Origin of the sequence: Curtobacterium sp. MCPF17_018, from assembly GCF_003234135.1 — a bacterium.
In the GTDB taxonomy this organism is placed as follows: domain Bacteria; phylum Actinomycetota; class Actinomycetes; order Actinomycetales; family Microbacteriaceae; genus Curtobacterium; species Curtobacterium flaccumfaciens.
Genome location: NZ_QKSJ01000019.1, coordinates 1 through 23,589, shown reverse-complemented (window position 1 = coordinate 23,589; position 23,589 = coordinate 1). Strand labels below are relative to the sequence as shown.

At 68.1% G+C, this 23,589-nt stretch carries 23 protein-coding genes; 9 read left to right on the top strand and 14 right to left on the bottom strand.

Annotated elements, in window-relative coordinates; all coding sequences use genetic code 11:
- Positions 1-509 precede the first annotated feature (509 nt).
- From rplI to DEJ27_RS16395, 5 genes are all read right to left on the bottom strand, one after another.
- A complete protein-coding gene (gene rplI, locus DEJ27_RS16415) occupies positions 510-962 on the bottom strand; it encodes a 50S ribosomal protein L9 (RefSeq protein WP_027466901.1) in 453 nt (150 codons plus the stop codon).
- A gap of 14 nt (positions 963-976) precedes the next feature.
- Positions 977-1,234, bottom strand: a complete 258-nt coding sequence (gene rpsR / locus DEJ27_RS16410; protein WP_017887834.1) for a 30S ribosomal protein S18 — start codon at positions 1,232-1,234, stop codon at positions 977-979.
- A 50-nt stretch (positions 1,235-1,284) separates the two neighbouring features.
- Positions 1,285-1,854, bottom strand: a complete 570-nt coding sequence (locus DEJ27_RS16405; RefSeq protein ID WP_110862690.1) for a single-stranded DNA-binding protein — start codon at positions 1,852-1,854, stop codon at positions 1,285-1,287.
- 3 nt (positions 1,855-1,857) lie between these two features.
- Positions 1,858-2,241, bottom strand: a complete 384-nt coding sequence (gene rpsF / locus DEJ27_RS16400) for a 30S ribosomal protein S6 (RefSeq protein WP_110862691.1) — start codon at positions 2,239-2,241, stop codon at positions 1,858-1,860.
- A gap of 191 nt (positions 2,242-2,432) precedes the next feature.
- Complete coding sequence (locus DEJ27_RS16395; RefSeq protein WP_111091475.1) at positions 2,433-3,872, bottom strand: CCA tRNA nucleotidyltransferase; 1,440 nt, start codon at positions 3,870-3,872, stop codon at positions 2,433-2,435.
- 133 nt (positions 3,873-4,005) lie between these two features.
- Between DEJ27_RS16395 and DEJ27_RS17960 the strand changes: the two genes are divergently transcribed.
- From DEJ27_RS17960 to DEJ27_RS16370, 5 genes are all read left to right on the top strand, one after another.
- Positions 4,006-8,076, top strand: a complete 4,071-nt coding sequence (locus tag DEJ27_RS17960) for a DUF6049 family protein (protein WP_220035400.1) — start codon at positions 4,006-4,008, stop codon at positions 8,074-8,076.
- Between the two features lie 94 nt (positions 8,077-8,170).
- The gene (gene trxB, locus DEJ27_RS16385) at positions 8,171-9,169 is read left to right on the top strand and encodes a thioredoxin-disulfide reductase (protein WP_110862692.1); all 999 of its coding nucleotides are present in this window, start codon (positions 8,171-8,173) and stop codon (positions 9,167-9,169) included.
- Positions 9,170-9,235: 66 nt separating this feature from the next.
- The gene (gene trxA / locus DEJ27_RS16380) at positions 9,236-9,562 is read left to right on the top strand and encodes a thioredoxin (protein WP_017887828.1); all 327 of its coding nucleotides are present in this window, start codon (positions 9,236-9,238) and stop codon (positions 9,560-9,562) included.
- A 150-nt stretch (positions 9,563-9,712) separates the two neighbouring features.
- Positions 9,713-11,017, top strand: coding sequence for a PLP-dependent aminotransferase family protein (locus DEJ27_RS16375; RefSeq protein ID WP_111091460.1), 1,305 nt, complete (start codon positions 9,713-9,715; stop codon positions 11,015-11,017).
- 60 nt (positions 11,018-11,077) lie between these two features.
- Complete coding sequence (locus DEJ27_RS16370) at positions 11,078-12,040, top strand: D-alanine--D-alanine ligase (RefSeq protein WP_110862694.1); 963 nt, start codon at positions 11,078-11,080, stop codon at positions 12,038-12,040.
- 177 nt (positions 12,041-12,217) lie between these two features.
- Here the strand turns inward: DEJ27_RS16370 and DEJ27_RS17955 are convergent, their stop codons facing one another.
- The 9 genes from DEJ27_RS17955 to rpmH form a co-directional block, all read right to left on the bottom strand.
- Positions 12,218-12,409, bottom strand: coding sequence for a hypothetical protein (locus DEJ27_RS17955; RefSeq protein ID WP_220035399.1), 192 nt, complete (start codon positions 12,407-12,409; stop codon positions 12,218-12,220).
- 325 nt (positions 12,410-12,734) lie between these two features.
- Positions 12,735-13,703 (bottom strand): ParB/RepB/Spo0J family partition protein, encoded by a 969-nt coding sequence (locus DEJ27_RS16360; protein WP_111091459.1) that lies wholly within the window; start codon positions 13,701-13,703, stop codon positions 12,735-12,737.
- On the bottom strand, positions 13,703-14,596 hold the full coding sequence (locus DEJ27_RS16355) for a ParA family protein (RefSeq protein ID WP_309147042.1): 894 nt from the start codon (positions 14,594-14,596) through the stop codon (positions 13,703-13,705). Before DEJ27_RS16355 ends, DEJ27_RS16360 begins: the two co-directional genes overlap by 1 nt.
- A gap of 81 nt (positions 14,597-14,677) precedes the next feature.
- On the bottom strand, positions 14,678-15,337 hold the full coding sequence (gene rsmG / locus DEJ27_RS16350) for a 16S rRNA (guanine(527)-N(7))-methyltransferase RsmG (protein WP_111091457.1): 660 nt from the start codon (positions 15,335-15,337) through the stop codon (positions 14,678-14,680).
- Positions 15,334-15,834, bottom strand: a complete 501-nt coding sequence (locus DEJ27_RS16345) for a R3H domain-containing nucleic acid-binding protein (RefSeq protein ID WP_110862699.1) — start codon at positions 15,832-15,834, stop codon at positions 15,334-15,336. Before DEJ27_RS16345 ends, rsmG begins: the two co-directional genes overlap by 4 nt.
- Positions 15,835-16,803: a membrane protein insertase YidC gene (gene yidC, locus DEJ27_RS16340; protein WP_110862700.1), complete on the bottom strand. Its 969-nt coding sequence runs from the start codon at positions 16,801-16,803 to the stop codon at positions 15,835-15,837.
- 8 nt (positions 16,804-16,811) lie between these two features.
- The gene (gene yidD, locus DEJ27_RS16335) at positions 16,812-17,192 is read right to left on the bottom strand and encodes a membrane protein insertion efficiency factor YidD (protein ID WP_110862701.1); all 381 of its coding nucleotides are present in this window, start codon (positions 17,190-17,192) and stop codon (positions 16,812-16,814) included.
- The gene (gene rnpA / locus DEJ27_RS16330; protein WP_111091456.1) at positions 17,189-17,539 is read right to left on the bottom strand and encodes a ribonuclease P protein component; all 351 of its coding nucleotides are present in this window, start codon (positions 17,537-17,539) and stop codon (positions 17,189-17,191) included. The genes yidD and rnpA overlap by 4 nt, the downstream gene beginning before the upstream one ends.
- Before the next feature lie 47 nt (positions 17,540-17,586).
- Entirely contained in the window at positions 17,587-17,724 is a 138-nt protein-coding gene (rpmH, locus tag DEJ27_RS16325) for a 50S ribosomal protein L34 (protein ID WP_022889115.1), read from the bottom strand.
- A 514-nt stretch (positions 17,725-18,238) separates the two neighbouring features.
- On the opposite strand from rpmH, the gene dnaA reads away from it, so the two are divergent.
- The 4 genes from dnaA to recF form a co-directional block, all read left to right on the top strand.
- Positions 18,239-19,693 carry a chromosomal replication initiator protein DnaA gene (gene dnaA, locus DEJ27_RS16320; RefSeq protein ID WP_110862706.1) on the top strand — a complete coding sequence of 485 codons (1,455 nt, stop codon included), beginning with the start codon at positions 18,239-18,241 and terminating at the stop codon, positions 19,691-19,693.
- A 406-nt stretch (positions 19,694-20,099) separates the two neighbouring features.
- Positions 20,100-21,245 carry a DNA polymerase III subunit beta gene (gene dnaN / locus DEJ27_RS16315; RefSeq protein WP_110862702.1) on the top strand — a complete coding sequence of 382 codons (1,146 nt, stop codon included), beginning with the start codon at positions 20,100-20,102 and terminating at the stop codon, positions 21,243-21,245.
- Between the two features lie 71 nt (positions 21,246-21,316).
- A complete protein-coding gene (gene gnd / locus DEJ27_RS16310) occupies positions 21,317-22,204 on the top strand; it encodes a phosphogluconate dehydrogenase (NAD(+)-dependent, decarboxylating) (RefSeq protein WP_071248639.1) in 888 nt (295 codons plus the stop codon).
- Between the two features lie 31 nt (positions 22,205-22,235).
- A partial coding sequence (gene recF, locus DEJ27_RS16305) for a DNA replication/repair protein RecF (protein ID WP_309147041.1) occupies positions 22,236-23,589 on the top strand: 1,354 nt, incomplete at its 3' end.

Genomic DNA, 23,589 nt, shown 5'->3' with positions numbered 1-23,589 from the left:
AACCCGCACCCCTGTTTCTACCCTCGGCGACCGACATCCCGAGTCGCTGGCCCAAGCTACGGCCCCGGAGTTATCCCCAACAAACGGCCCTGTGGATAACTCTGTGGAGAGGCTGCGGAACACGCCGGAACGCTGTGTGGAGAACTGTGGAGGAGCCTGTGGAAAAAGCGGTGTGCGAACACACTTTCGACCGCTTGACCTGGGGTTTCCTGGTGCACACCGTGTGTGGAAAAGTGGGGCTCAAGTACGCCTTGAAGGTTCCGATTTGACACGTTTCCACTGTGTAAAACGACTTGACAAGCACCCCTCCTGTGGGAAGAGTTCTCGGCCTGTTCCCAGCCAGCGCGACCCCGTCTGAACCGTAACCAGCCAGCCTGAGTCGAGCCGCGCCTCCAGGCCCGTGACCATGTCGGCGACAGCCGTAGGACAAGCCGCGCGACCGCCCCGGAACGCAACGACGGGCGGGCCTCCCGGAGGAGACCCGCCCGTCGTGGAGCGGAACGTCAGTGCTACTTGGCAGCGACGACCTTGAGCGAGATCACGGCAGTGATGTCCTCGCGCAGGCGCACGGTGGCCTCGTGGTCACCGACGGTCTTGATGGTCGCGGGGACCTCGACCTTGCGCTTGTCGAGCGAGCCGACGCCCTGCGCCTGGACGGCGTCAGCGACGTCGCCCGGACGAACGGAGCCGAACAGACGACCGTCCTTGCCGGCCTTGACCGACAGGGTGATGGTCGCGTTCTCGAGCTTCATCTTGAGGTCCTGTGCCTCTTCGATGGTGGCGAGCTCGCGCGCAGTACGCGCGGCACGGATCGACTCGACCTGCTTCTCGCCGCCCTTGGACCACGCGACAGCGAAGCCCTGGGGGATGAGGTAGTTGCGGGCGTAGCCGTTCTTGACGTCGACGACGTCACCAGCGGAACCGAGGCCGGAGACCTCGTGGGTGAGGATGAGCTTCGACATGTGTCGACCTCCGATCAGCGGCCGGAGCCGGCGTAGGGGAGGAGCGCCATCTCACGGGCGTTCTTCACGGCACGGGCGATGAGGCGCTGCTCCTGGACGGAGACGCCGGTGATGCGACGGGCGCGGATCTTTCCACGCTCCGAGATGAACTTGCGAAGGGTCGCAACGTCCTTGTAGTCGATGACGCCGACCTTGATCGACTTCGCGGGAGCAGCGTTCTTGCCGCCCTTGCCGCGAGGCTTCCGGCGGTCGCCGGTGCTCTTTCCAGCCATAGTGATTTGTCCTTAGAAGAAAAGTTGTGTGTCCGTCGGAACCGGGAGGATCAGAACGGGGTCTCGTCGTCGAAGTTGCCGCCGGGGGTGCTCCACACGTCGTTCGACTGTGCGTTGCCGCCACCCTGCTGGCCGCCCTGGGGAGACCAGGGCGCGTCCGACTGACCGCCACCGTTGTTGTTCCAGTTGCCGCCGCCGTTGCCCGCGGGGGCGTTGCCGCCGCCGCCGACCTGGCCACGACCGCCGCCACTGCCACCCGCTGCACGGGTGATCTGTGCGGTCGCGTAGCGGAGCGACGGGCCGATCTCGTCGACCTCGAGCTCGATGCTCGTGCGCTGCTGGCCCTCACGGTCCTGGTAGGAACGCTGACGCAGACGACCCTGCGCGATGACGCGCGAGCCCTTCGTCAGCGACCCCGCCACGTGCTCGGCGAACTCGCGCCACACACTCGCGCGGAGGAACAGCGCATCGCCGTCCTTCCACTCGTTCGCCTGACGGTCGAACGTGCGAGGGGTCGACGCGATGGTGAAGTTCGCCACGGCGAGCCCGTTCTGCGTGTAACGCAGCTCGGGGTCCGCGGTGAGGTTGCCCACCACCGTGATGACGGTTTCGCCGGCCACGGGTTACTCGGCGCTCGCGGTCGCGGTTGCGGAGGCGTTGGCGGCCTTGCGGGCCGCACGAGCCTCGTCACGCTGCTTCTGGGCGGCGACCTGCGCGATGCCCTCTTCAGCGCGGAGGACCTTCGTGCGGAGCACGGCCTCGGAGAGACCGAGCTGACGGTCGAGCTCCTTGGCGGCCTCGGACGTCGACGTGAAGTCGACGACGGCGTAGATGCCCTCGGACTTCTTCGCGATCTCGTAAGCGAGCCGGCGACGGCCCCAGACGTCCACGTTGTCGACGGTGCCACCCGCGTTGCGGATCACTGCCAGGAACTTGTCCAGGCTGGGAGCGACGGTGCGCTCATCGATCTCGGGGTCGAGGATCGCCATCAGTTCGTACTGGTGCATGCGGAACCCACCTCCTCTGGTCTCAGCGGCCCCGGGCGGTTCCCGGGGCAGGAGGGTTGATGCATGTGCCCCAGACCACGCAGGTGCGCGAGGGGCAACCTGGGTAGCCTACCGGACTGCCTGGAGGCGCGCCACCGGCCTGTGGACAGCGGTTCCGCCCGTCAGGCGGTCGCGTCTCAGGCGCTGGTGTCTCAGGCGCCGGTGTCGCCTCGGGCGCCCCACCACTCGCGCAGGCGCTCCTCGGCCGTCTCCGGCCCGAGGGGTCCTTCGTCCATCCGGGCCTCGAGCAGGAACCGGTAGGCCTCGCCCACGGCACGCCCCGGCGGGATGTCGAGGATCCTCATGATGTCGTCGCCGGTCAGGTCCGGACGGATCGACTCCAGCTCCTCCTGCTCGGAGAGGGTCTTGATGCGGTCCTCGAGGTCGTCGTAGGCGAACGCCAGCCGGTCGGCCTTGCGGCGGTTGCGGGTGGTGACGTCCGACCGGGTGAGCTCGTGCAGCCGTTCGAGCTGGGGTCCGGCGTCACGGACGTAACGGCGGACGGCGGAGTCGGTCCAGGCGCCCTCGGTGTACCCGAAGAAGCGCAGGTGCAGCTCGATCAGGCGGGACACCGCGGCGATGGTGTCGTTGTCGAAGCGGAGCGCACGGAGTCGCTTCTTCGCCATCTTCGAACCGACCAGGTCGTGGTGGTGGAAGCTCACGGCGCCGCCGTGCTCGAGCTTGCGCGTCGCGGGCTTGCCGATGTCGTGCAGCAGCGCGGCGAGCCGCAGCACGGTGTCCGGGGGATCACCGGCGTGCCGTTCGGCCTCGTACCCGATGGCCTGCTCGAGCACGGTGAGCGAGTGCTCGTAGACGTCCTTGTGGTGGTGGTGCTCGTCGACCTCGAGCCGCATCTCGGGCAGCTCCGGCAGGAACCGCTCGGCGAGCCCGGTGTCGACGAGCAGCCGGAGGCCGGGGACCGGGTCGTCCGTGTTGAGCAGCTTGACGAGCTCGTCGCGGACCCGCTCGGCGGACACGATGTCGATCGACGCGACGAGCTCCTGCATCGCGGCGCGCACGTCGTCGTCGACGGTGAAACCGAGCTGGGAGGTGAACCGTGCGGCGCGCATCATCCGCAGGGGGTCGTCGCGGAACGAGACGACCGCGGTCTGGGGCGTCCGGAGCCGTGCGGCGAGCAGGTCCTCGACGCCGCCGTGCACGTCGACGAGCTCGCGGGCCGGCAGTCGCAGGGCCATCGCGTTGACGGTGAAGTCGCGACGGAGCAGGTCGTCCTCGATGGTGTCGCCGAACGCGACCTCGGGCTTGCGGGTCTCGCCGTCGTAGACGTCGCTGCGGTACGTGGTGATCTCGACCTGCTCGCCGGCGACCCGTGCGGCGATGGTGCCGAACTGGCGACCGACGTCCCAGGTGGCGCTCGCGATGGGTTCGACGATCCGCAGGATGTCGTCCGGCCGCGCGTCGGTGGTGAAGTCCAGATCGGTCACCGGACGGCCGAGGAACGCGTCACGGACGGGGCCGCCGACGAGGGCGAGTTCGTGTCCGGCGTCGGCGAAGGCCCGAGCGAGGAGGTCGACGGGCTCGGTGGTGGCGAGTGCGTCGAGTCGTTCGACGGCCTGGGCAACGGACTGCATGACGGTGCTCATCCTCCCAGATCGAGGCCCTGAGTTCTCCACGAGCCGCGCGCGCACGGGACCTGTTCATGGTCGCGCCTCATACACTCGTGCTCGGCCCGAACCGACCCCGTGGCCCGCTCCCCGTATGCAGATGCTCCGCACCACGCTCGCCGCAGCCGCGTCGACCCTCGTCGCGCTCGGCCTGGTCGTCGCGCCCGTCACCACCGATCACGCCTCGGCCGCCACGGTGTCCGCAGCCAAGAGCCACGTCGCCGAGCCGGCCGCCGCCGACGCGGGCAAGGCGACCATCTCGATCGCCCCGGCGAACCGCGGCGTCGTCGAGCGCGACCAGGACCTCACCCTGTCGGTCACCGTCACGAACGACACCGACACGGCCCTGCCGGCCGGCACCGCGGAGTTCGACATCTTCCGCTCGGTGAGCACGCGCGATGTCTTGGCGAGCTGGCTCAGCGACACCACCACAACCGGTTACCTCGGCGCCCCGATGGACTCGGTGGACATCCCGGCGATCCCGGCGCACCGTTCGATCACCATCGACTCGGTCGACATCGTCTCCGGCAACGTCGCGCTCGGCGGGTACTCCTCGTTCGGCGCCCGCCGCATCGCTGCCGAGTACACGGCGGGTGACGCCTTCGCCGTCGACCGCTCCGCGATCACCTGGTACCCGGACTTCGAACAGGCCCCGGTCAGCGTCTCCGTCGCGATGCCGGTCACGGTGCCCAAGTCGACCGACGGCGTCCTCACCGCCCCGGTGCTGGCCGCCGCGACCTCGGTGGACGGCACCCTCACGCAGCAGCTCGACGCGGCCGAGGACCACAACGTCGCCGTGGCCGTCGACCCTCGGATCATCGCCTCGATCCGGATCCTCGGCGACAACGCCCCGTCGAGCGCGACCACCTGGCTGCAGCGTCTCGAAGCACTGCGCAACGAGACCTTCGCGCTGCCCTACGCCGACGCTGACGTCACCGGCCTCCGCCAGGCCGGATCCGACGGCATCCTGTCGCCGATCTCCCTCGACCAGTCCGTCGAGTCCGAGAACTTCCCCGGCGCCGAGACCCCGGCTCCGACACCGACGGCCACGCCGGGGCAGACCTCGTCCCCGGCGCCCACCGAGACCTCGAGCGACGGTGCCACGACCGGCGACGCTGCCGACCAGGCGCAGGAGACCCTGCCGACCACGGAGTCCCTGCTCGACTTCCCGTACTCGATGGACTCGATCGCCTGGCCGACCGAGGGAACCGTGTCCTCCGCCGACCTGCCCGCGCTCGAGCGTGCCGGCACGAAGACCACCATCGTCTCGAGCGGCAACACCTCGGCCGGCGCGGACACCACCATCACGGCGTCCGAGAAGATCGGCGACGACCACGTGCTCGTCTCCGACCAGTCGATGTCGTCGATGCTCCGCCGAGCCGCGGCCGCCACCGACCGGCAGACCTTCTCGTCGGCGATGTCCGAGCTCACCGCGACGCTCGCCACCTCGGCCCGTGCCGCCACCGCCACGGGCCCGATCCTGCTGACCCTCGGGCGCGAGTGGCCGTCCGACTCCACGCGGCTCAGCCAGGCGCTGGACGCCCTCGAGAGCACCGCCTGGGTCGCCCCGGCCGACCTCTCCACCGCTTCGGAGGCCGTCGCCGGGTCGCTCACGCTCGCGAGCGCGTCCACCGGCGAAGCCCGCATCGACCAGCTCCGGCGACTCGTGCGCGGAGAACAGGGGCTCTCCGCGTTCGCGACGGTCCTCGGCGACCCGAACCAGCTCACCGCCCCGGCCCGGCTCCGTCTGCTCGCGCTCGCCTCGAACGCGTGGCGCGACGACGACCAGGGGTTCGCCGCCGCGGTCGACGCCCGCACGGCCGCCTGGGCGAAGAGCACCACCGAGGTCGGCATCGTCGACTCGAGCAGCCTCACCCTGCTCGGCGACCGGTCGTCCCTGCCGGTGTCCATCCGCAACAGCTCCGACTACCCGGTCACGGTGCACCTGTCCGTGCAGCCGTCCAACTCGGCGCTGCGGGTGGTCCGCAACGACATCGTCGTCGAGATCCAGCCCGACTCTTCCACCCGCGCCACCGTCCCCGTGCAGTCGGTCGCGAACGGCAAGGTCGAGCTGACGATGTCGCTCTCGAGCCCGACCGGCGTCGCCGTGGCCCAGCCCGCGACCGTCGAGCTGAACGTGCAGGCCCAGTGGGAGACGGTCATCACCGCCGTCGCCGCGATCGCCCTGATCGGCATCTTCGGCTTCGGCATCTTCCGCAGCATCCGCAAGCGCATCCGCCGCCGCAACGGCGAGCTCGACGACGAGGACGACGACGACCCGAACCGCCCCCTGGCGGTCCAGCCGACGGTCGGGGGCGCGCAGGCGGCCACCACCCGGCCTGGAGGCACGGATCACCCCTCCGGAGCGGCCCCCACTCCCAGCGCGGCCGCGGCGGTGAACCAGGGCCCCCTGCAGGACGCCATCGCGCGCGCCGGAACCGAGCCGGGCCTCCCGTCCGACGCCCCACGCAGCACCGTCGCGGACGACCGCGACCCCGAGGAGCCGACCATCAGCGCCAGCCAGCCCCAGCCCGACGTCGACGCCGAGCCGGTCGCCGAGCGCAGCCTCGGCCGGGCGAGCGCGATGCTCGCCGCCGGCACGATGGTGAGCCGCATCCTCGGCTTCGCGAAGACCTTCGTGCTGGCGTACGCGATCGGGCAGAATGCGAGCCCCTCGGCCAACGCCTTCGCCGTCGCGAACCAGCTGCCGAACAACATCTACGCGCTCATCGCGGGCGGTCTGCTGTCGGCCGTGCTCATCCCGCAGATCGTCCGCGCGATGAAGACCGGCACGGACGGCGGGCAGGCGTACGTCAACAAGATCGTGACGCTCGGTGGTTCCGTCTTCATCGTCATCACGATCGTGGCGACGGCACTCGCGCCGCTCCTCGTGCGGCTGTACACGACGTCGTCCGACAGCCGAGGTCCGGCCGCCACCGACCTCGCCATCGCCTTCGCCTTCTGGTGCCTCCCGCAGATCCTCTTCTACGCGATGTACTCCCTGCTCGGCGAGGTCCTCAACGCGAAGCAGGTCTTCGGGCCGTTCACGTGGGCACCACTGCTGAACAACGTCATCGCGATCGCCGGCCTCATCGTCTTCATCGCGCTGTTCGGCAGCGGGCACAGTGACGTCGGTGAGTGGACGCCGGTCAAGATCGCGGTCCTCGCGGGCAGCGCGTCCCTCGGCGTCTTCGCCCAGGCGGCGTTCCTGCCGTTCTTCTGGAAGCGCGCCGGCCTGTCGTTCCGACCGGACTTCCGCTGGCGCGGGGTCGGTCTCAAGTCCACGGGCACCGCCGCCGGCTGGCTCTTCGCGATGATCCTCGTGACCCAGATCGCCGGGATCGTGCAGTCTGCGGTCGCCTGGAAGGGTCAGGACGACGGGCCCGGCAACGCCGTGCTCGGCAACGCGTGGCTCATCTTCATGCTCCCGCACTCGATCATCACGGTCTCCATCGCGACGGCGTACTTCACCCGCATGAGCCACGACGCCGAACGTGGCGACCTCGACGCCGTCCGCCGCAACCTGTCGCTGTCCCTGCGCATCGTCGGGCTCTTCACCGTCTTCGCCTCGGTCGCGCTGATCGTCGTCGCCGTCCCGTTCGGCCGCCTGTACGAGGGCACGTTCGAAAGCGCCCTGCAGGTCGGCGCCGTGCTCGTCGCCTACATGCCCGGACTCGTCCTGTTCAGCATGCTGTTCGTGATCCAGCGGGTCTTCTGGGCGATGCACGACCACCGGACGCCGTTCCTGATGCAGTGCATCCAGTCGGTGCTGTTCGTCATCGGAGCCCTGGCGGTGTCGACGTTCCCCACCTCGGTCATCGGCATCGGGGTCGCCGCCTGCACCACCATCGCGGGGTCGGCGCAGACGATCGTCGCACTCGTGCTCGTCCGTAAGCGGCTCGGCAGCATCGAGGGACCGGTCATCACCCGGTCGCACGTCCAGTTCGTGATCGCCGCGCTGATCTCGGGGGTGGTCGGGCTCCTCGTCGTGAACTTCTTCGGCGCGTTCTCAGAAGCCGGGTTCGCGATGTCCGACCGCACCGGTGCCCTCATCACGATCATCCTCACCGGCGCCGCGATGGTTGCCGTGTACTTCGGAGCCCTCGTCGTCGCGAAGAACGGTGAGATCGGCAACGCCGTCCGGATGCTCCGCAGCAAGCTCGGCCGCTGATCCATACCGAGCACCACACGCTCACGGGCCGTGTGGAATGCCTCGCCGGTACGATGGGTTGACCCGGTCAGACGCAACGGAAGGGCAATCAGGCATGCGCCAGCTCATCATCATCGGTTCCGGCCCGGCCGGGTTCACCGCCGGCATCTACGCAGCGCGCGCAGAGCTCAAGCCGCTCATCGTCGCCTCCAGTGTCGAGACGGGCGGTGAACTCACCAAGACGACCGAGGTCGAGAACTTCCCCGGCTTCCCCGAGGGGATCCAGGGCCCCGACCTCATGATCAAGATGCAGGAACAGGCCGAGAAGTTCGGCGCCGAGGTCCTGTACGACGACGCCGTCTCCGTCGACCTCACCGGCAAGGTCAAGAAGGTCACGGTCGGTTCCGGCGAGACGTACGAGGCCCTCGCGGTCATCTACGCCACCGGCTCCGCGTACCGTCACCTCGGCCTCCCCGACGAAGAGCGCCTGTCCGGCCACGGTGTCTCGTGGTGCGCGACCTGCGACGGCTTCTTCTTCCGACAGAAGAACATCGCCGTCGTCGGTGGCGGCGACTCCGCGATGGAAGAGGCGACGTTCCTCACCCGCTTCGCCGACAAGGTGACGGTCATCCACCGCAAGGACTCCCTGCGTGCGTCGAAGATCATGCAGGACCGTGCGATGAACGACCCGAAGATCGAGTTCGCGTGGAACAAGGAAGTCACCGGCATCACCGGTGACTCCGCGGTCGAGGGCGTCACGCTCAAGGACACCGTGACGGGCGAGGAGTCCGAGCTCGCGCTGGACGGCCTGTTCATCGCGATCGGCAACGACCCGCGCACGCACCTGATCCACGGCCAGATCGACATCGCGCCCGAGGGCACGATCGCCGTCCAGGGCCGCTCGTCGAAGACCAACCTGCCGGGTGTCTTCGCCGCCGGTGACGTCATCGACCCGACCTACCGTCAGGCCATCACGGCTGCGGGTTCGGGCACGGTCGCCGCGCTCGACGCCGAGAAGTACCTCGCCGAGCTCGACGACGCACTGACGGACGAGGCCGAGGGCGTCGGTCCGACCGAGCCCGCCATGGTCGACGTCATCGCCGCACGCGCCTGACCCGCCTCGGAATACCACGACGGCATCGCCGTTGTACCCCCTGAACGACTTCTCGAAGGAGCACACATGTCCAACGCCAAGGCTGTCACCGACGCCACCTTCTCGGACGAGGTCCTCAAGTCCGACAAGACGATCCTCGTCGATTTCTGGGCCGAGTGGTGTGGCCCGTGTCGCGCGGTCTCGCCGATCCTCGACCAGATCGCCGAAGAGCACGCCGGCAAGATCGAGATCGTGAAGCTCAACGTGGACGACAACCCCCAGTCGGCCATGAACTACCAGATCACGTCGATCCCGGCGATGAAGGTCTTCAAGGGCGGCGAGGTCGTCAAGACCGTCATCGGTGCCAAGCCGAAGCCCGCGCTCGAGGCCGACCTCGCCGAGTTCCTCGCGTAGGTCGCCCCACCCGAACGGCCCCGCCCTCCCCGGAGAGCGGGGCCGTTCTCGTCCGGAGCCACCGGATGACGATCGGCTCCGTCTCGGATCCCTGGTTCCCCGGGCCGATGTCGTAGTGTGGCGGGAATGTCCCACTGAACGGAGCACTCGATGACGAACGGCAACAGCCTCGACCCCTGGTACGACTCCTACGCCCAGCGCACCGCCGGGCTGAGCGCCTCCGAGGTCCGAGCCCTGTTCGCCGTCGCCTCGCGCCCCGAAGTGGTCTCGCTGGCCGGCGGCATGCCGTTCGTCTCAGCGCTGCCCAGAGAGCTCGTCACGGGCTCCCTGGACCGTGTCATGAACGAGGACGCCGCCATGGCGCTCCAGTACGGCGGCGGACAGGGCCTGCGGTCCCTCCGTGAGCACATCGTGGACGTCATGAGCCTCGAGGGCATCCGTGCCAGCGCAGAGGACGTCGTGGTCACCACGGGCTCGCAGCACGCCCTCGACCTCGTCACACGGCTGTTCATCGATCCGGGTGACGTCGTGCTCGCAGAGTCGCCGTCCTACGTCGGCGCGATCGGCGTCTTCCGGTCGTACCAGGCCGAGACGGTGCACGTGACGACGGACGAGCTCGGTCTCGTCCCCGAGGCGCTGCGCGAGGCGATCGCGAACCTCCGCACCCAGGGCAAGCGGATCAAGTTCCTCTACACGATCCCGAACTTCCACAACCCGGCCGGCGTCACGATGAGCCGCGAGCGCCGCATCGAGGTGCTCGACATCTGCCGGTCGAACAACATCCTCGTGCTCGAGGACAACCCGTACGGGCTCCTGTGGTTCGACGAGCCGGCACCGCAGGCGATCCGATCGATCGACGAAGAGGGCGTGGTGTACCTCGGCTCCTTCTCGAAGACCCTCGCACCCGGCTTCCGTGTCGGCTGGGCGCTCGCGCCGCACGCCATCCGCGAGAAGCTCGTGCTCGCCAACGAATCGGCGGTGCTCGCGCCGAACTCCTTCGGCCAGTACGTCGTGAACGCGTACCTCGACGCGGCCGACTGGAAGGGCCAGGTCGACACGTTCCGGGGCATCTACGCCGAGCGCCGTGACGCCATGCTGTCCGCGCTGGGGGAGTTCCTGCCCGACCTGTCCTGGACCAAGCCGAACGGTGGCTTCTTCGTGTGGCTGACCCTGCCCGAGTCGCTCGACTCCAAGGGCATGCTGCCGCGCGCCGTCAAGGAGCTCGTGGCGTACACCCCGGGGACGGCCTTCTACGCCGACGGACGCGGAGGCGGACACATCCGTCTGTCGTTCTGCTACCCGACGCCCGACCAGATCCGGGTGGGGGTCAAGCGCCTGGCCAACGTGGTCAACGACGAACTCGAACTGATCGAGACGTTCGGCCCGACGACCCGACCGAACACCGTGGTCCGCCAGACGTCATCGGTCAGCGCACCGCCGCCGAACATCTCCTGATCAGCGCTTTTCCTCAGTGCTGCTCGCACAGCACCGCAGTTCCACACCGGAGGACCCCGCATGGCCGAGCTCACCCGTCGTCACGTCGTCGTCGTAGCCGGAGGCATCTCGCACGAGCGCGACGTCTCCCTCCGCTCCGGCCGTCGGGTCGCCGACTCACTGACCGGCTACGGCTGGCAGGTCGACCTGCGTGACGCTGACGCGATGCTCCTGCCGGCTCTCACCGAATCACGCCCGGACGTCGTGTGGCCGGCACTGCACGGCGCCTCCGGTGAGGACGGGGCCCTGCGGGGCATCCTGGAGGCCGTGGACATCCCGTTCGTCGGCTCACGTTCGACGTCGGCCCGGTTAGCATGGGACAAGCCCACGGCGTCAGCTCTGGTCGCCCGCGCCGGCGTCCGCACCCCTCGTTCGGTGACGCTGTCCCACGACGTCTTCCGCGAGCTCGGTGCCGTCGGAGTCCTCGAGGCCATCGCCACCGAGCACCCGGTGCCGCTCGCGGTGAAGCCGGCGCGAGGCGGGAGTGCACAGGGCGTCACCCTGGTCGACGACGTCAAGGACCTGCCCCGGGCCATGGTGACGGCGTACACGTACTGCGACGACGTCGTGGTCGAGCAGCTCATCCGCGGCACCGAGGTCGCCGTGGGGATCATCGACACCGGAGACGGCCCGGTGGCGCTCTCCGCCGTGGAGATCGTGCCACGGAACGGCATCTACGGGTTCGAGGCGCGCTACAACGCGGGGGAGACGACCTTCTACACGCCCGCGCGACTCTCGGACGAGTTCGCCGGAGCAGCCGCGGAGGCAGCGGTCGCCGCGCACGCAGCACTGGGACTCCGGCACCTGTCACGCGTCGACCTGATCATCGACGGGGCCGGGACGCCCTGGTTCCTCGAGGCCAACGTGCTCCCCGGGCTCACCGAGACGTCACTGCTGCCGCAGGCGCTGTCTGCGTCCGGTTTCGACCTCGGCTGGACCTACGCCGAGCTCGCTGAGCAGGCCATCCGGGACCACCGCGCCTGACCCTGCTGCCGATGTTCCACGTGGAACGTCGCTCCACTCGCCGCAGCGGTGTCCATCGAGCAGACGGACTCGCGGCGCGTCTCCGCCACGTTCCACCGACACAGCACCAGGTGCCAGAGGCCCGGGCTCTTCCGCGACGGGTTGATCAAACCGATCGCACCGCCCTCGAGGAGGCGATCACGCACCGTCCACGAGCGAGGTGTCCCCCCGGACTCGGCGATGGCCTGCCAAGGCGCCAAGGCGTCCTCGAAGTTGATGCGGACTGCTGCCAAGGGCGTTCACATCGCGCAGGTCGACGATGCCAGACGCCTCGACGTCGATCGCAACGATCTCCACCGCCTCAGGCCGGACGTCATTTTGGATGATCATCGCGGCACGGACTCCGACAACTCAGGAGCTGAGTACAACGTGGGCTGGCGCACTCGGGTACCGGCCCGACGACCGTGATCCCGCTGCAGCGAACTCGCGGAACCTCGGATCAAAAGGCCGTTGAAACGTCCCTCGGACCACTGGCACTTAGGCCGAACCGCTGTTCCACCATCTCACCTGAGGCAGACTGCGATCGCGGCTGTTGCAACCCCGCCCGATCGAGCTGCCGAGCCGCTGGAGCGACCGAAACGACCGACCCACGTCCTCACCCGGCCTGGCCGTTACAGGGGCTCAAACGGCCGCACAGGGGCGCACAGCGATAGGTTCAGCCCTCGAGGTCCTGCACGCCGAGCTCGCCGAGGATCCGGTTGAGGTCATCGCCATTCGCGAAGTCGATCGTGACGGAACTCTTGCGAGCGCCGACCGCGATCTTCACCCGCGTGTTCAGGCGATCGCCGAGTCGTTCAGCGAGATCGTTGAAGTGTGCCTGGCGCTTGGACGGCTCGGGCTTCGGCTTCGCCGGCGGAGTCTTGGCGGAGAGCTGCTGGGCGATCGCCTCAGCAGCACGGACCGACAGGTCCTCGTTGACGATCTTCTCAGCCAGGTACTCCATCGCCTCCGCGTCCGGAGCGGCGAGGATGGCGCGAGCGTGTCCGGCAGAGAGCACGCCTGCGGCCACTCGCCGCTGCACGGGGGAGGGGAGCCGCAGGAGTCGGATCGTGTTCGTGATCTGCGGGCGCGATCGTCCGATGCGCTGTCCGAGCTGTTCCTGGGTGATCCCGAAGTCCGCGAGGAGCTGCTGGTACGCCGAGGCCTCCTCGAGGGGGTTGAGCTGCGCCCGGTGGAGGTTCTCCAACAGAGCGTCGCGCAGCATCGCGTCGTCGGGGGTGTCCTTCACGATCGCCGGGATCGTGCTCAGGCCGAGTTCCTTCGTGGCACGCAGACGACGCTCACCCATGATGAGCTCGTACTGCGGCTCGGTACCCGTCGCGCCGGGGATGGGCCGGACGACGATGGGCTGCAGCACGCCGATCTCACGGATCGAGTGGACGAGCTCCTGGAGCTCCTCCTCGCGGAACTCCTTCCGCGGCTGCTGCGCGTTGGGGATCACATCGAGCGGGTTGAGGTTCGCGAGTCGGGCTCCCGGCACGGCCACCAGCTCGTCGGCCGTCGGTGCGGAGGCCGGCGAGCCTCCGGTCGGGAAGAAGACGTCGACGGGACGGTCCTGCTGATCGGTTGCGGTCGGGATCAGGGCGCCGATGCCTCGGCCGAGTCCGGTTCGCTTCGGTGCCATCAGTGCTTCGCTCCTCGTGCTGCGATCTCGGCGGCCGCTTCCAGGTAGGACAGCGACCCGGTGGAGTTCACGTCGTAGGCGACGACGCTCTGGCCGTAGCTCGGTGCTTCGCTCACGCGGACGGAGCGGGGGATCATGGCCTTGAGCACCTGGTCACCGAAGTGCTCACGGACGTCGTTCGCCACCTGGTTCGACAGGTTCGTCCGGCTGTCGTACATGGTCAGCAGGATCGTCGAGACCCGGAGGTTCGGGTTGAGGTGCCGCTCGATCAGTTCGATGTTCCGCAGCAGCTGGCTCAGTCCTTCGAGCGCGTAGTACTCGCACTGGATCGGGATGAGTACCTCTTGCGCAGCCACGAAAGCGTTGATCGTCAAGAGGCCCAGCGACGGCGGGCAGTCGATGAAGACGTAGTGGTAGGGCTCGTCCAGCGACTGCAGGTACATGTCGAGTGCAGTCCGGAGGCGCTGCTCACGGGCTACCAGTGACACGAGTTCGATCTCGGCGCCGGCAAGGTGAATCGTTGCCGGCACGCACCAGAGGGTGTCCGACTCGGGGGACGCCTGCACGGTGTCGGCCATCGGTGCCTCATCGACGATCACGTCGTAGATGCTCGCGACCTCCGCCTGGTGGTCCACGCCGAGCGCCGTCGAGGCGTTGCCCTGCGGGTCCAGGTCGATCACCAGCACACGAGCTCCACCATGTGCGAGTCCCGCCGCCAGGTTGACCGTCGTCGTCGTCTTGCCGACTCCACCCTTCTGGTTCGAGACGGTGATGATTCGTGTCTTAGAAGGCAGCGGAAACTGTTGCGTGGCGATCGCACGCCGGCGCCGGTTCAGGTCGGCAATCTCGCGAGCGAGCGGTGTCGACGCGTCGTAGTCGGTCGATGAACTCAACGAGTGCCTCTTCCCCGGTTCGATGTTTCACGTGGAACGCGGAGCCACTGGCGGCCGGATGACCCGGCCCGAGCCGCAGCGTCAGTCAACTGTAGCCCGGAAGACGCGGGTGGTCTCGTCGACCACACCTTCTCCGAGCTCGAGCACCTCGACATCGGAGAGGCGCTTCCGGAGGATGACCTTTCGGGCCTTCTCGATCTCTTCGTCGACGCGTGCACCCTTCATCAGAATGAGCTGCCCGCCGGAGCGGACCAGGGGCACAGTGAGGGGAATGAGCTTCGACAGCGCACTGACGGCCCGTGCGGTGACCTGGTCGACGACGACGTCGTCAGCCACGTCCTCAGCACGGCCGCGGAGCACCGCGACGTTCTGCAGGCCGAGCCGGTCGGACTCGTTGCGAAGCCAGTCCGTTCGGCGCTCCATCGGTTCGATGAGGACGAACTCGACGTCCGGACGGGCGATCGCGAGCACGAGACCCGGCAACCCTGCCCCCGAGCCGACGTCGGCGACGCGACCACGGGCCTCCAGGAGCGGTGCCAGCAACGCGGAATTGAGGATGTGTCGCGTCCAAAGGCGCGGAAGCTCGAGCGGGCCGACCAGGCCCAGCTCCTCACCCCGTCGCGCAAGTTCGTTCGTGAACGAGCGCGCAACCTCGATCTGGTCACCGAAGAGTGCTGCAGCCGCCGCGGGCTCAGCCTCGAGGACCGGTGCTGCTTCCGTCGGGACGGGTGTGTCCGTCATCGGGTGACGACCGTGTGGCGGTCCCGACCCTCACCCTCGGACTCCGAGTGGAAGCCCTTCTCAGCGACCAGGTCGTGGACGAGCTTTCGCTCGTAGGACGACATCGGGGGGAGCGCAGCCGACGACGAACCGGCTTCGATGCGCTCGACAGCGGTGTCCACGAGCCGCTGCAGCTCGTCAGCACGGGCATCCCGCGAGCCACCGACGTCGAGGATGAGCCGGCTGAACTCGCCGGTCTCCGCCTGCACGGCGATCCGGGTGAGCTCCTGCAACGCCGTCACGGTGTCGGGCTTCGACAGCACGCGGAGTGCCTCACCGTCGTCGGTGACCGACAGGTACACCCGACCGGCGCGTTCTTCGATCTCGATGTCGCCGTCGAGGTCGCAGATGTCGAGGAGCTCCTCGATGTAGTCCGCCGCGATGTCCGCTTCGTCGCGGGCGTCCTCGGTCTCGGTGTCCGTCGTCTCGACGGCGGCTGCGGTGTCCTGCTCGGTCACTTACTTCTTCCCGTTCTTCTTCTGGCGCTGCTTGCCGACCGGCTGCTGACGCTGGGTGGTGACGCGCACGGGCTCGATCTCCGTCGCACCGGCGCCGGCACCGGCCTCGGCGAGGACCGGGGTGGCGGTCCCGCGACGCTGTGCCTTCTTGGCCAGGCGGGCTTCACGAGCCAGTGCTGCTTCGGAGCCGGGCGTCGGCATGCTGCGGATGACGAAGTACTGCTGCGCCATCGTCCAGACGTTCGAGGCCAGCCAGTAGAACATGACGCCGAGGGGGAAGCTCAGACCCGAGATCACGAAGACCAGCGGGAGGATGTACAGCATCATCTTCTGCTGGCGGTACATCGGAGACTCCTTGGTCTCCGGCGACATGTTCTTGGCGACGAGCTGCAGCTGCGTGATGAACTGCGACGCCGTCATCACGACGATCATGAAGCCCGCGATCGCACGGACCTCCCACCCGGAGGCGTTCGTGAACGTCTCGTGCAGGGGAGCGCCGAACAGGGCCGCGTTGCCGAACGACGCCGCGAGGTCGTTCGTCAGCAGGCCGATGCCCGTCTTGTTGATCTGGGCCTCGTGCAGCACCGAGTACAGCGAGAAGAAGATCGGCATCTGCAGCAGCAGGGGCAGGCAGGAGCTGAGCGGATTGGTCCCGGTCTCCTTGTAGAGCGCCATCGTCTCGCGGCTCATGGCCTCACGCGAGAACTGGTCCTTCTTGCCCTTGTACTTGTCCTGGATCTTCTTCAGCTGCGGCGCGACCTCGAGCATGCGGCGCTGGGACTTGATCTGCCGGACGAAGATCGGGATCAACGCTGCGCGGACGACGAACGTCAGGAAGATGATCGAGAGCACCCACGTGATGCCCTCGCTCGGGTCCATGCCGAGGCTCTCGAAGATCCAGTGGAAGCCGACGAGGATGGCCGAGACCACCCATTTGAGTGGCCAGAGGATCGTGTTGATGATCACCATGGGGACGGCTACGCCTTTCGAGTGCGCTGGGGGAGCAGGACCGGCCGGGCCGTTCCGACCGCGGGGTGCGGCTGCTGCGGGATCGGCGCGAGGACGAACCCGAACCGGTTGACGACGAACGGGTGACGGCGTTCCTTGACGTCGTCGATTCCGCCAGCAGCCCAGGGGTTGCAACGGGCGATGCGCCAGGCGCCCATGGCGGATCCGCGCACGACGCCGTACTGCTGGATCGCTTCGAGGGCGTACCGGGAGCACGACGGGTGGTAGCGGCAGACGTTGCCGTACAGCGGGGAGATCACCGCACGGTAGGCCCGGAGCACGACGACGCACGCGTTGCGTGGGAGCAACGCGATGACCCAGGCAAGCCGGGTCCACAGAGTGCGGTTCATGCTGCCTTCTCCACCCCGCGCGCGAAGGAGCGCGTGACGTCTTCGAGCAGGGTAGGCCATCCGGCCTGCGATGCGGCTGGCAGTACACGGACCACCACGTCGAAGCCCTGCGGGCACTCGACGAGCAGATCGTGCGCGATCGCCTTGAGTCGCCGCCTGATCAGGTTCCGGGTCACGGCGTTCCCCACCGTCTTCGCGACGATGAAGCCGAACCGCGTCGGTCCGTTGCGACCTGCCGGCTGACGGACCACGGACACGACGACGTGCGCCGTGGCGCTCTTGCGACCACGACGCACGACGTTCCGGTAGTCATCCCCGCGCACGATGCGGTTGGCGCTGGCCAACACTGCGACGCCGGGGTCAGACCGAGGACCGGATCAGGCGATGAACCTGATCAGGCCGAGAGCTCGGTACGGCCCTTGGCGCGACGCGCCGACAGGATGGCGCGGCCGGCACGCGTCCGCATGCGGAGGCGGAAGCCGTGCTTCTTGGCGCGGCGGCGGTTGTTCGGCTGGAAGGTGCGCTTGCTCATGATGTTCTCCACACGGCTGCTCGCGGCGAGCCGTCACGTATGTGTAGCCGTCCGGGTGTCGAACGACGCAGATGGGCGCGACCAAAGGGCCGCAGTCAACTGGTTAACGGTACGTGACAGCGGCGAGCAGGTCAAACCCCGCCTGGAGCGGTCGCACCGTCGCCGCCGGGTCTGACGTCCCTCGAGCCCATTCTCCACATTGGGGACAACTTCCGTTCGGTGGGACTCGGTCCGGTCCTTTACAGTGGTGTGATCGATCCCCCCGATGGCCGGTACGACAGGGAAGTACTCCTGTCAGACGGCTCGAGGTGGTCGTGGACAACACTGTGGACAACCCTGTGGGAACCTCCGCGGCAACGAGGCGTCGACGAAGCCCCCGGAGCCACCGACGATCCGCCGGCGACGACCTGGTCCCGAGTGCGGTCACCGAGGACGCCACGGCATGTCCGACCCCGCAGGACGCACCCTCGTCCGGCAGCGAACGCACGACACGACCCCTGGAGACGAGCGCGACATGACGTTGCCGGCCGACCCCGTCGAGGACCTCTGGTCATCCGTACTCGGACTCCTCGCCGAGGACCCCCGCATCACGCCGCAGCTCCACGGGTTCCTCAACCTGGTCGAGCCGAAGGGCGTGCTCGCCGGCACCCTGTACCTCGAGGTGCCGAACGACCTGACCCGGGGCATGCTCGAACAGCGCATCCGCATCCCGATCACCGAGGCGGTCGCCCGCATCGGTGACGACTCGGTCGCGAACTTCGCCATCACGGTGAACCCCGACATGGCATCGGAGCCACGCGTGGACCCGAACGTCCCCGAGTACGCCGAGCCCGTGCAGGAAGCCGTCGAGCAGAGTGCCGCGCCGCGCCAGTACATCGAGGCGCCGTTCGTGCCGAGCCAGATCGACTCTCCCGGCACCAGCGGGCGCCCCGAGTCGCGGCTCAACCCGAAGTACAACTTCGACAACTTCGTCATCGGGTCGTCGAACCGGTTTGCCCACGCCGCAGCGGTCGCCGTCGCCGAGGCACCGGCCAAGGCCTACAACCCGCTCTTCATCTACGGGGACTCCGGGCTGGGGAAGACCCACCTGCTCCACGCCATCGGGCACTACGCCGAGAGCCTCTACCCGGGGATCCGCGTCCGGTACGTGTCGAGCGAGGAGTTCACCAACGACTTCATCAACTCGATCGCGAACAACCGCTCGAACCAGTTCCAGCAGCGGTACCGCGACATCGACATCCTGCTGATCGACGACATCCAGTTCCTGCAGGGGAAGGACTCCACGCAGGAGGCCTTCTTCCACACGTTCAACACGCTGCACGACCACAACAAGCAGGTCGTCATCACGTCGGACGTCGCGCCGAAGCACCTGACCGGCTTCGAGGACCGGATGCGATCGCGCTTCGAGTGGGGCCTGATCACCGACGTGCAGGCGCCCGAGCTCGAGACGCGCATCGCGATCCTCCGCAAGAAGGCACAGTCCGACCACCTGCAGGTGCCCGACGACATCCTCGAGTTCATGGCGTCGAAGGTGTCGAGCAACATCCGCGAGCTCGAGGGCACCCTGATCCGCGTCACCGCGTTCGCGAGCCTCAACCGGACGGCCGTGGACATGGCCCTCGTGCAGACGGTCCTCAAGGACCTGATCACCCTCGACGAGGACAACGTCGTCGCGCCGACGGACATCATCAACCACACCGCGGAGTACTTCAAGCTCTCCGTCGACGACCTGTACGGGTCGTCCCGCTCCCAGGCGATCGCCACGGCACGACAGATCGCGATGTACCTGTGCCGTGAGCTGACGAGCCTGTCCCTGCCCAAGATCGGGCAGCTGTTCGGCAACCGCGACCACACCACGGTGATGTACGCGAACAAGAAGATCACCGAGCTGATGAAGGAGCGTCGGTCGATCTACAACCAGGTCACCGAGCTCACCAGCCGCATCAAGCAGGACCGCCGCTACCGCTGAGATCGGCCCGTTCCCCGCCCCATCCACCATCTGAGACGGTTCCATGGGCCGGAGTTCTCACAGTGTGGATAGCCTGTGGATAACTGTGGAGGACACGCCGCCCGGTTGTACACAGGTGGGGGGTCACCTGTGGAGACTGGGGATGGAAGTGGATAGATGAGATTCATTCATCCCGTTAACGCTCACACGCCGCTCACAAGTCACAAGCGTGTAGTTCCCTACTGCGGAGCGGATGCACAGGGTTATCCACAGTGTGCACAGGCGTTAACACCATTACTCCTGGTTAACGATCAATCTCTGCGGGACAACCTTGTGGACGGCGGGATGACAAGAAATCCGGCCCCCGTCCGCCTGTGCCAGAATGGGGCGGCCGGACAGTCCAAGCCGATCGACAGGGGTTCCAGCTGTGAAGTTCGAGGTCAACCGGGACGTCTTCTCCGAAGCCGTCTCCTTCGCAGTGAAGCTCCTCCCGCAGCGCACGACCCTCCCGATCCTCTCGGGCGTCCTGATCCACGCCGACGGAGATCGTCTGACGCTCTCGTCGTTCGACTACGAGGTGTCGGCGCAGACGTCCATCTCGGCCCAGATCGACGAGCCCGGCACCGTCCTGGTCTCCGGTCGACTGCTGAACGACATCGCGAGCCGGTTGCCGAACGCCCCCGTGTCGTTCACCACCGAGGACGCCAGGATCTCCGTCTCCTGCGGGTCGGCGCACTTCACGCTGCTGTCCATGCCGGTCGAGGAGTACCCGACGCTGCCGGAGATCGGCCCGCAGACCGGTGTGATCCCCGGCGACGCGTTCTCCGAAGCGGTGTCGCAGGTGGCCGTCGCCGCCAGCCGCGACGACGTCACCCCCGTCATCACCGGCGTGCAGCTCGAGGTCGGCGACAACGACCTCTCCCTCATCGCGACGGACCGCTACCGCGTCGCCGTCCGCACCATCGCGTGGGACTCCGGCCGAGTCGGCTCGGACCCCCTGCACGCACTGGTCCCGGCCCGCACCCTGCAGGAGGTCGGCCGCACGTTCGGTTCGGCGTCCACGGTGTCGGTGTCGATCAGCGGCAACTCCGACCGCGAGCTCATCGCGTTCCACGCCGACGACAAGACCGTGACGTCGTTGCTCATCAAGGGCAACTACCCGCCGGTCCGCCGCCTCTTCCCCGAGACCGTCAACGACCACGCGGTGATCAACACCGCGGAGCTCGTCGAGGCGGTCCGACGGGTCTCCCTCGTCCTGGAGCGCGAAGCGGCGCTCCGGTTCTCCTTCACGGTCGACGGGCTCACGCTCGAGGCGATCGGATCCGAACAAGCGCAGGCGTCAGAGTCGATCAGTGCGTTGTTGACCGGCGAGGAAACGGTGGTCTCGTTGAAGCCCGCCTTCCTCCTGGACGGACTGAACGCGGTGCACTCCGAGTTCGTCCGCATCTCCTTCACCAAGACGGAGAACCCCAACAAGCCGGGCCCGGTGCTGATCACCGGCCAGACTTCGCAAGAGGCCGCAGCGACCGATGGATACCGGTACCTGCTGCAGCCGAACCTGCTGCTGCGATAGGCGCAACAGGCAACCTGCGCTGGCGCACACCACCGGCAGCATCAGCGCGACGACGAACAGAAGAGGAAATCATGCACATCGGTCTTGTCGGCCTTGGTCGCATGGGCAACAACATGCGTGCCCGTCTCCGCAACGCAGGTATCGAGGTCACCGGGTACGACGCCAACCCCGCCGTCTCGGACGTCGCCGACCTCGGCGCCCTCGCCGCTGCCCTCCCGGAGGGCAAGCGTCTCGTGTGGGTCATGGTCCCGCACGGCAAGATCACCGACGACGTGATCACCGACCTGGCCGGCGTCCTCGGCGAGGGTGACCTGGTCATCGACGGTGGCAACTCGAAGTGGCTGGACGACACCACGCACGCCGAGCAGCTCGGTGCGCGCGGCATCCGCTACATGGACGTCGGCGTCTCCGGTGGCGTCTGGGGCAAGGACAACGGCTACGGCCTCATGGTCGGCGGTGACGCTGCGGACGTCGAGTTCGCGATGCCCGTCTTCGATGCCCTGCGCCCCGAGGGCCCCCGCGAAGAAGGCTTCTCGCACGCTGGCCCGATCGGCGCCGGCCACTACGCGAAGATGGTCCACAACGGCATCGAGTACGCGATCATGCAGGCGTACGGCGAGGGCTACGAGCTCCTCGAGGCCAAGGACCTGATCACCGACGTCCCCGCCGTGTTCGCCGGGTGGCAGCGTGGAACGGTCGTCCGGTCCTGGCTGCTCGACCTGATGGTGCTCGCGCTGAACGAGGACCCGAAGCTCGACGAGCTCGAGGGCTACGTCGAGGACTCGGGCGAGGGCCGCTGGACGCTGGAAGAGGGCATCGAGCTCGCCGTGCCGATGCCGGCGCTCTCGGCGTCGATCTTCGCGCGCTTCGTCTCGCGCCAGGGCAGCGCCTCGCCGACGATGAAGGCCGTCGCAGCGCTCCGCAACCAGTTCGGCGGTCACGCCGTCAAGAAGTCCTAGGACTTCCCGGGGGAACCCGGACTCGGCCCGCGTGCACGTCGACCATCTCCAACTGACCGACTTCCGGAACTACCGGGAGGCGGACGTCGACCTCGCACGCGGGCCGAACCTGTTCGTCGGGCGCAACGGCCAGGGCAAGACCAACCTGGTCGAGGCGATCGGGTACCTCTCCACGCTCGGCTCGCACCGCGTCCCCACCGACGCGGCCCTGGTGCGTCAGGGGTGCGACGCCGCGATCGTCCGGGCACGGCTCGCCCACGAGGAACGCAGCATCCTCGCCGAGGTGCAGATCAACCGCACCGGTGCGAACCGTGCGCAGGTCAACCGGTCGGCGATCAAGCCGCGGGAGTTGCCGCGCTACTGCACGAGCGTGCTCTTCGCTCCGGAGGACCTGGCGCTCGTCCGCGGTGAACCGGCCGGGCGACGCCGGATGCTCGACGAGCTGCTCGGCCAGATCGCACCGCGGATGCAGGGCGTGCTCGCCGACTACGACCGCACGCTCCGGCAGCGGAACACCCTGCTGAAGTCGGCCCGTGCCACCGGTGCGAAGGCGAACGCCCTGTCGACGCTCGACGTCTGGGACGACCGGCTCGTCGGACTCGGCGCCGAGATCGTCGCGGCCCGTGACCACCTGACCCGGCGGCTCGCACCCTTCGTGGCCGAGGCCTACGCGACCGTCGCCGGCGAGCACCACGACGCCTCGATCACCGGTGTCCTGTCGATCCGCGGTGGCGACCCCGAGTCCGCGGCGGCCACCGATCCCGTCCTCGGGACCCCCGACGAGCCCGTCACGGTCGCGTCGGCGGCCGAGGCCTTCGCCGCCGCGCTCGAGCGACGTCGCCGGGACGAACTCGACCGCGGACTCACCCTCGTGGGACCGCACCGGGACGATGTTCTGTTCCAGCTCAACGGGTTACCAGCCCGTGGGTACGCCAGTCACGGCGAATCCTGGTCCTTCGCGCTGGCGATCCAGCTCGCGAGTGCTTCGATCCTGCGTGCGGAGTCGAACCTGGGCGACCCGATCATCATCCTCGACGACGTGTTCGCCGAGCTCGACGAATCACGCCGGGAACGGCTGGCGAACGCCGTCGCGGACTACGAGCAGGTGCTCATCACGGCCGCTGTGTTCGGTGACGTGCCCCCGAAGCTGGCGGCGCACACCGTGCGGATCGAGGCGGGCACGATCGTGACCGACGAGGCGGACGCGATCCGGGCCTCCAGTCCGGCGGCGGACCCGGCGGACGCGACGGACCCGACGGACCGGACGGACCCGACGGACGCCGGCGGCAAGACCGACGCCGGCGGCAAGACGGACGCCGGCGGCAAGACGGACGCCGGCGGCGCAACGGACCCGACCGACGCCCCCGACCCGACCCCCGCCGACC

Bases quoted from the DNA above. Each gene is read 5' to 3' on its own strand.
- rsmG (WP_111091457.1), bottom strand. From the start codon at position 15,337: ATGACGGACACACCCGTCCCGACGGAAGCAGCACCGGTCCTCGAGGCT.
- rpsF (WP_110862691.1), bottom strand. From the start codon at position 2,241: ATGCACCAGTACGAACTGATGGCGATCCTCGACCCCGAGATCGATGAG.
- trxB (WP_110862692.1), top strand. From the start codon at position 8,171: ATGCGCCAGCTCATCATCATCGGTTCCGGCCCGGCCGGGTTCACCGCC.
- gnd (WP_071248639.1), top strand. From the start codon at position 21,317: ATGCACATCGGTCTTGTCGGCCTTGGTCGCATGGGCAACAACATGCGT.
- DEJ27_RS17955 (WP_220035399.1), bottom strand. From the start codon at position 12,409: ATGATCATCCAAAATGACGTCCGGCCTGAGGCGGTGGAGATCGTTGCG.
- rplI (WP_027466901.1), bottom strand. From the start codon at position 962: ATGTCGAAGCTCATCCTCACCCACGAGGTCTCCGGCCTCGGTTCCGCT.
- DEJ27_RS17960 (WP_220035400.1), top strand. From the start codon at position 4,006: ATGCTCCGCACCACGCTCGCCGCAGCCGCGTCGACCCTCGTCGCGCTC.
- rpsR (WP_017887834.1), bottom strand. From the start codon at position 1,234: ATGGCTGGAAAGAGCACCGGCGACCGCCGGAAGCCTCGCGGCAAGGGC.
- DEJ27_RS16375 (WP_111091460.1), top strand. From the start codon at position 9,713: ATGACGAACGGCAACAGCCTCGACCCCTGGTACGACTCCTACGCCCAG.
- yidC (WP_110862700.1), bottom strand. From the start codon at position 16,803: ATGGTGATCATCAACACGATCCTCTGGCCACTCAAATGGGTGGTCTCG.
- yidD (WP_110862701.1), bottom strand. From the start codon at position 17,192: ATGAACCGCACTCTGTGGACCCGGCTTGCCTGGGTCATCGCGTTGCTC.
- dnaA (WP_110862706.1), top strand. From the start codon at position 18,239: ATGACGTTGCCGGCCGACCCCGTCGAGGACCTCTGGTCATCCGTACTC.
- trxA (WP_017887828.1), top strand. From the start codon at position 9,236: ATGTCCAACGCCAAGGCTGTCACCGACGCCACCTTCTCGGACGAGGTC.
- DEJ27_RS16395 (WP_111091475.1), bottom strand. From the start codon at position 3,872: ATGCAGTCCGTTGCCCAGGCCGTCGAACGACTCGACGCACTCGCCACC.
- rpmH (WP_022889115.1), bottom strand. From the start codon at position 17,724: ATGAGCAAGCGCACCTTCCAGCCGAACAACCGCCGCCGCGCCAAGAAG.
- DEJ27_RS16370 (WP_110862694.1), top strand. From the start codon at position 11,078: ATGGCCGAGCTCACCCGTCGTCACGTCGTCGTCGTAGCCGGAGGCATC.
- DEJ27_RS16360 (WP_111091459.1), bottom strand. From the start codon at position 13,703: ATGGCACCGAAGCGAACCGGACTCGGCCGAGGCATCGGCGCCCTGATC.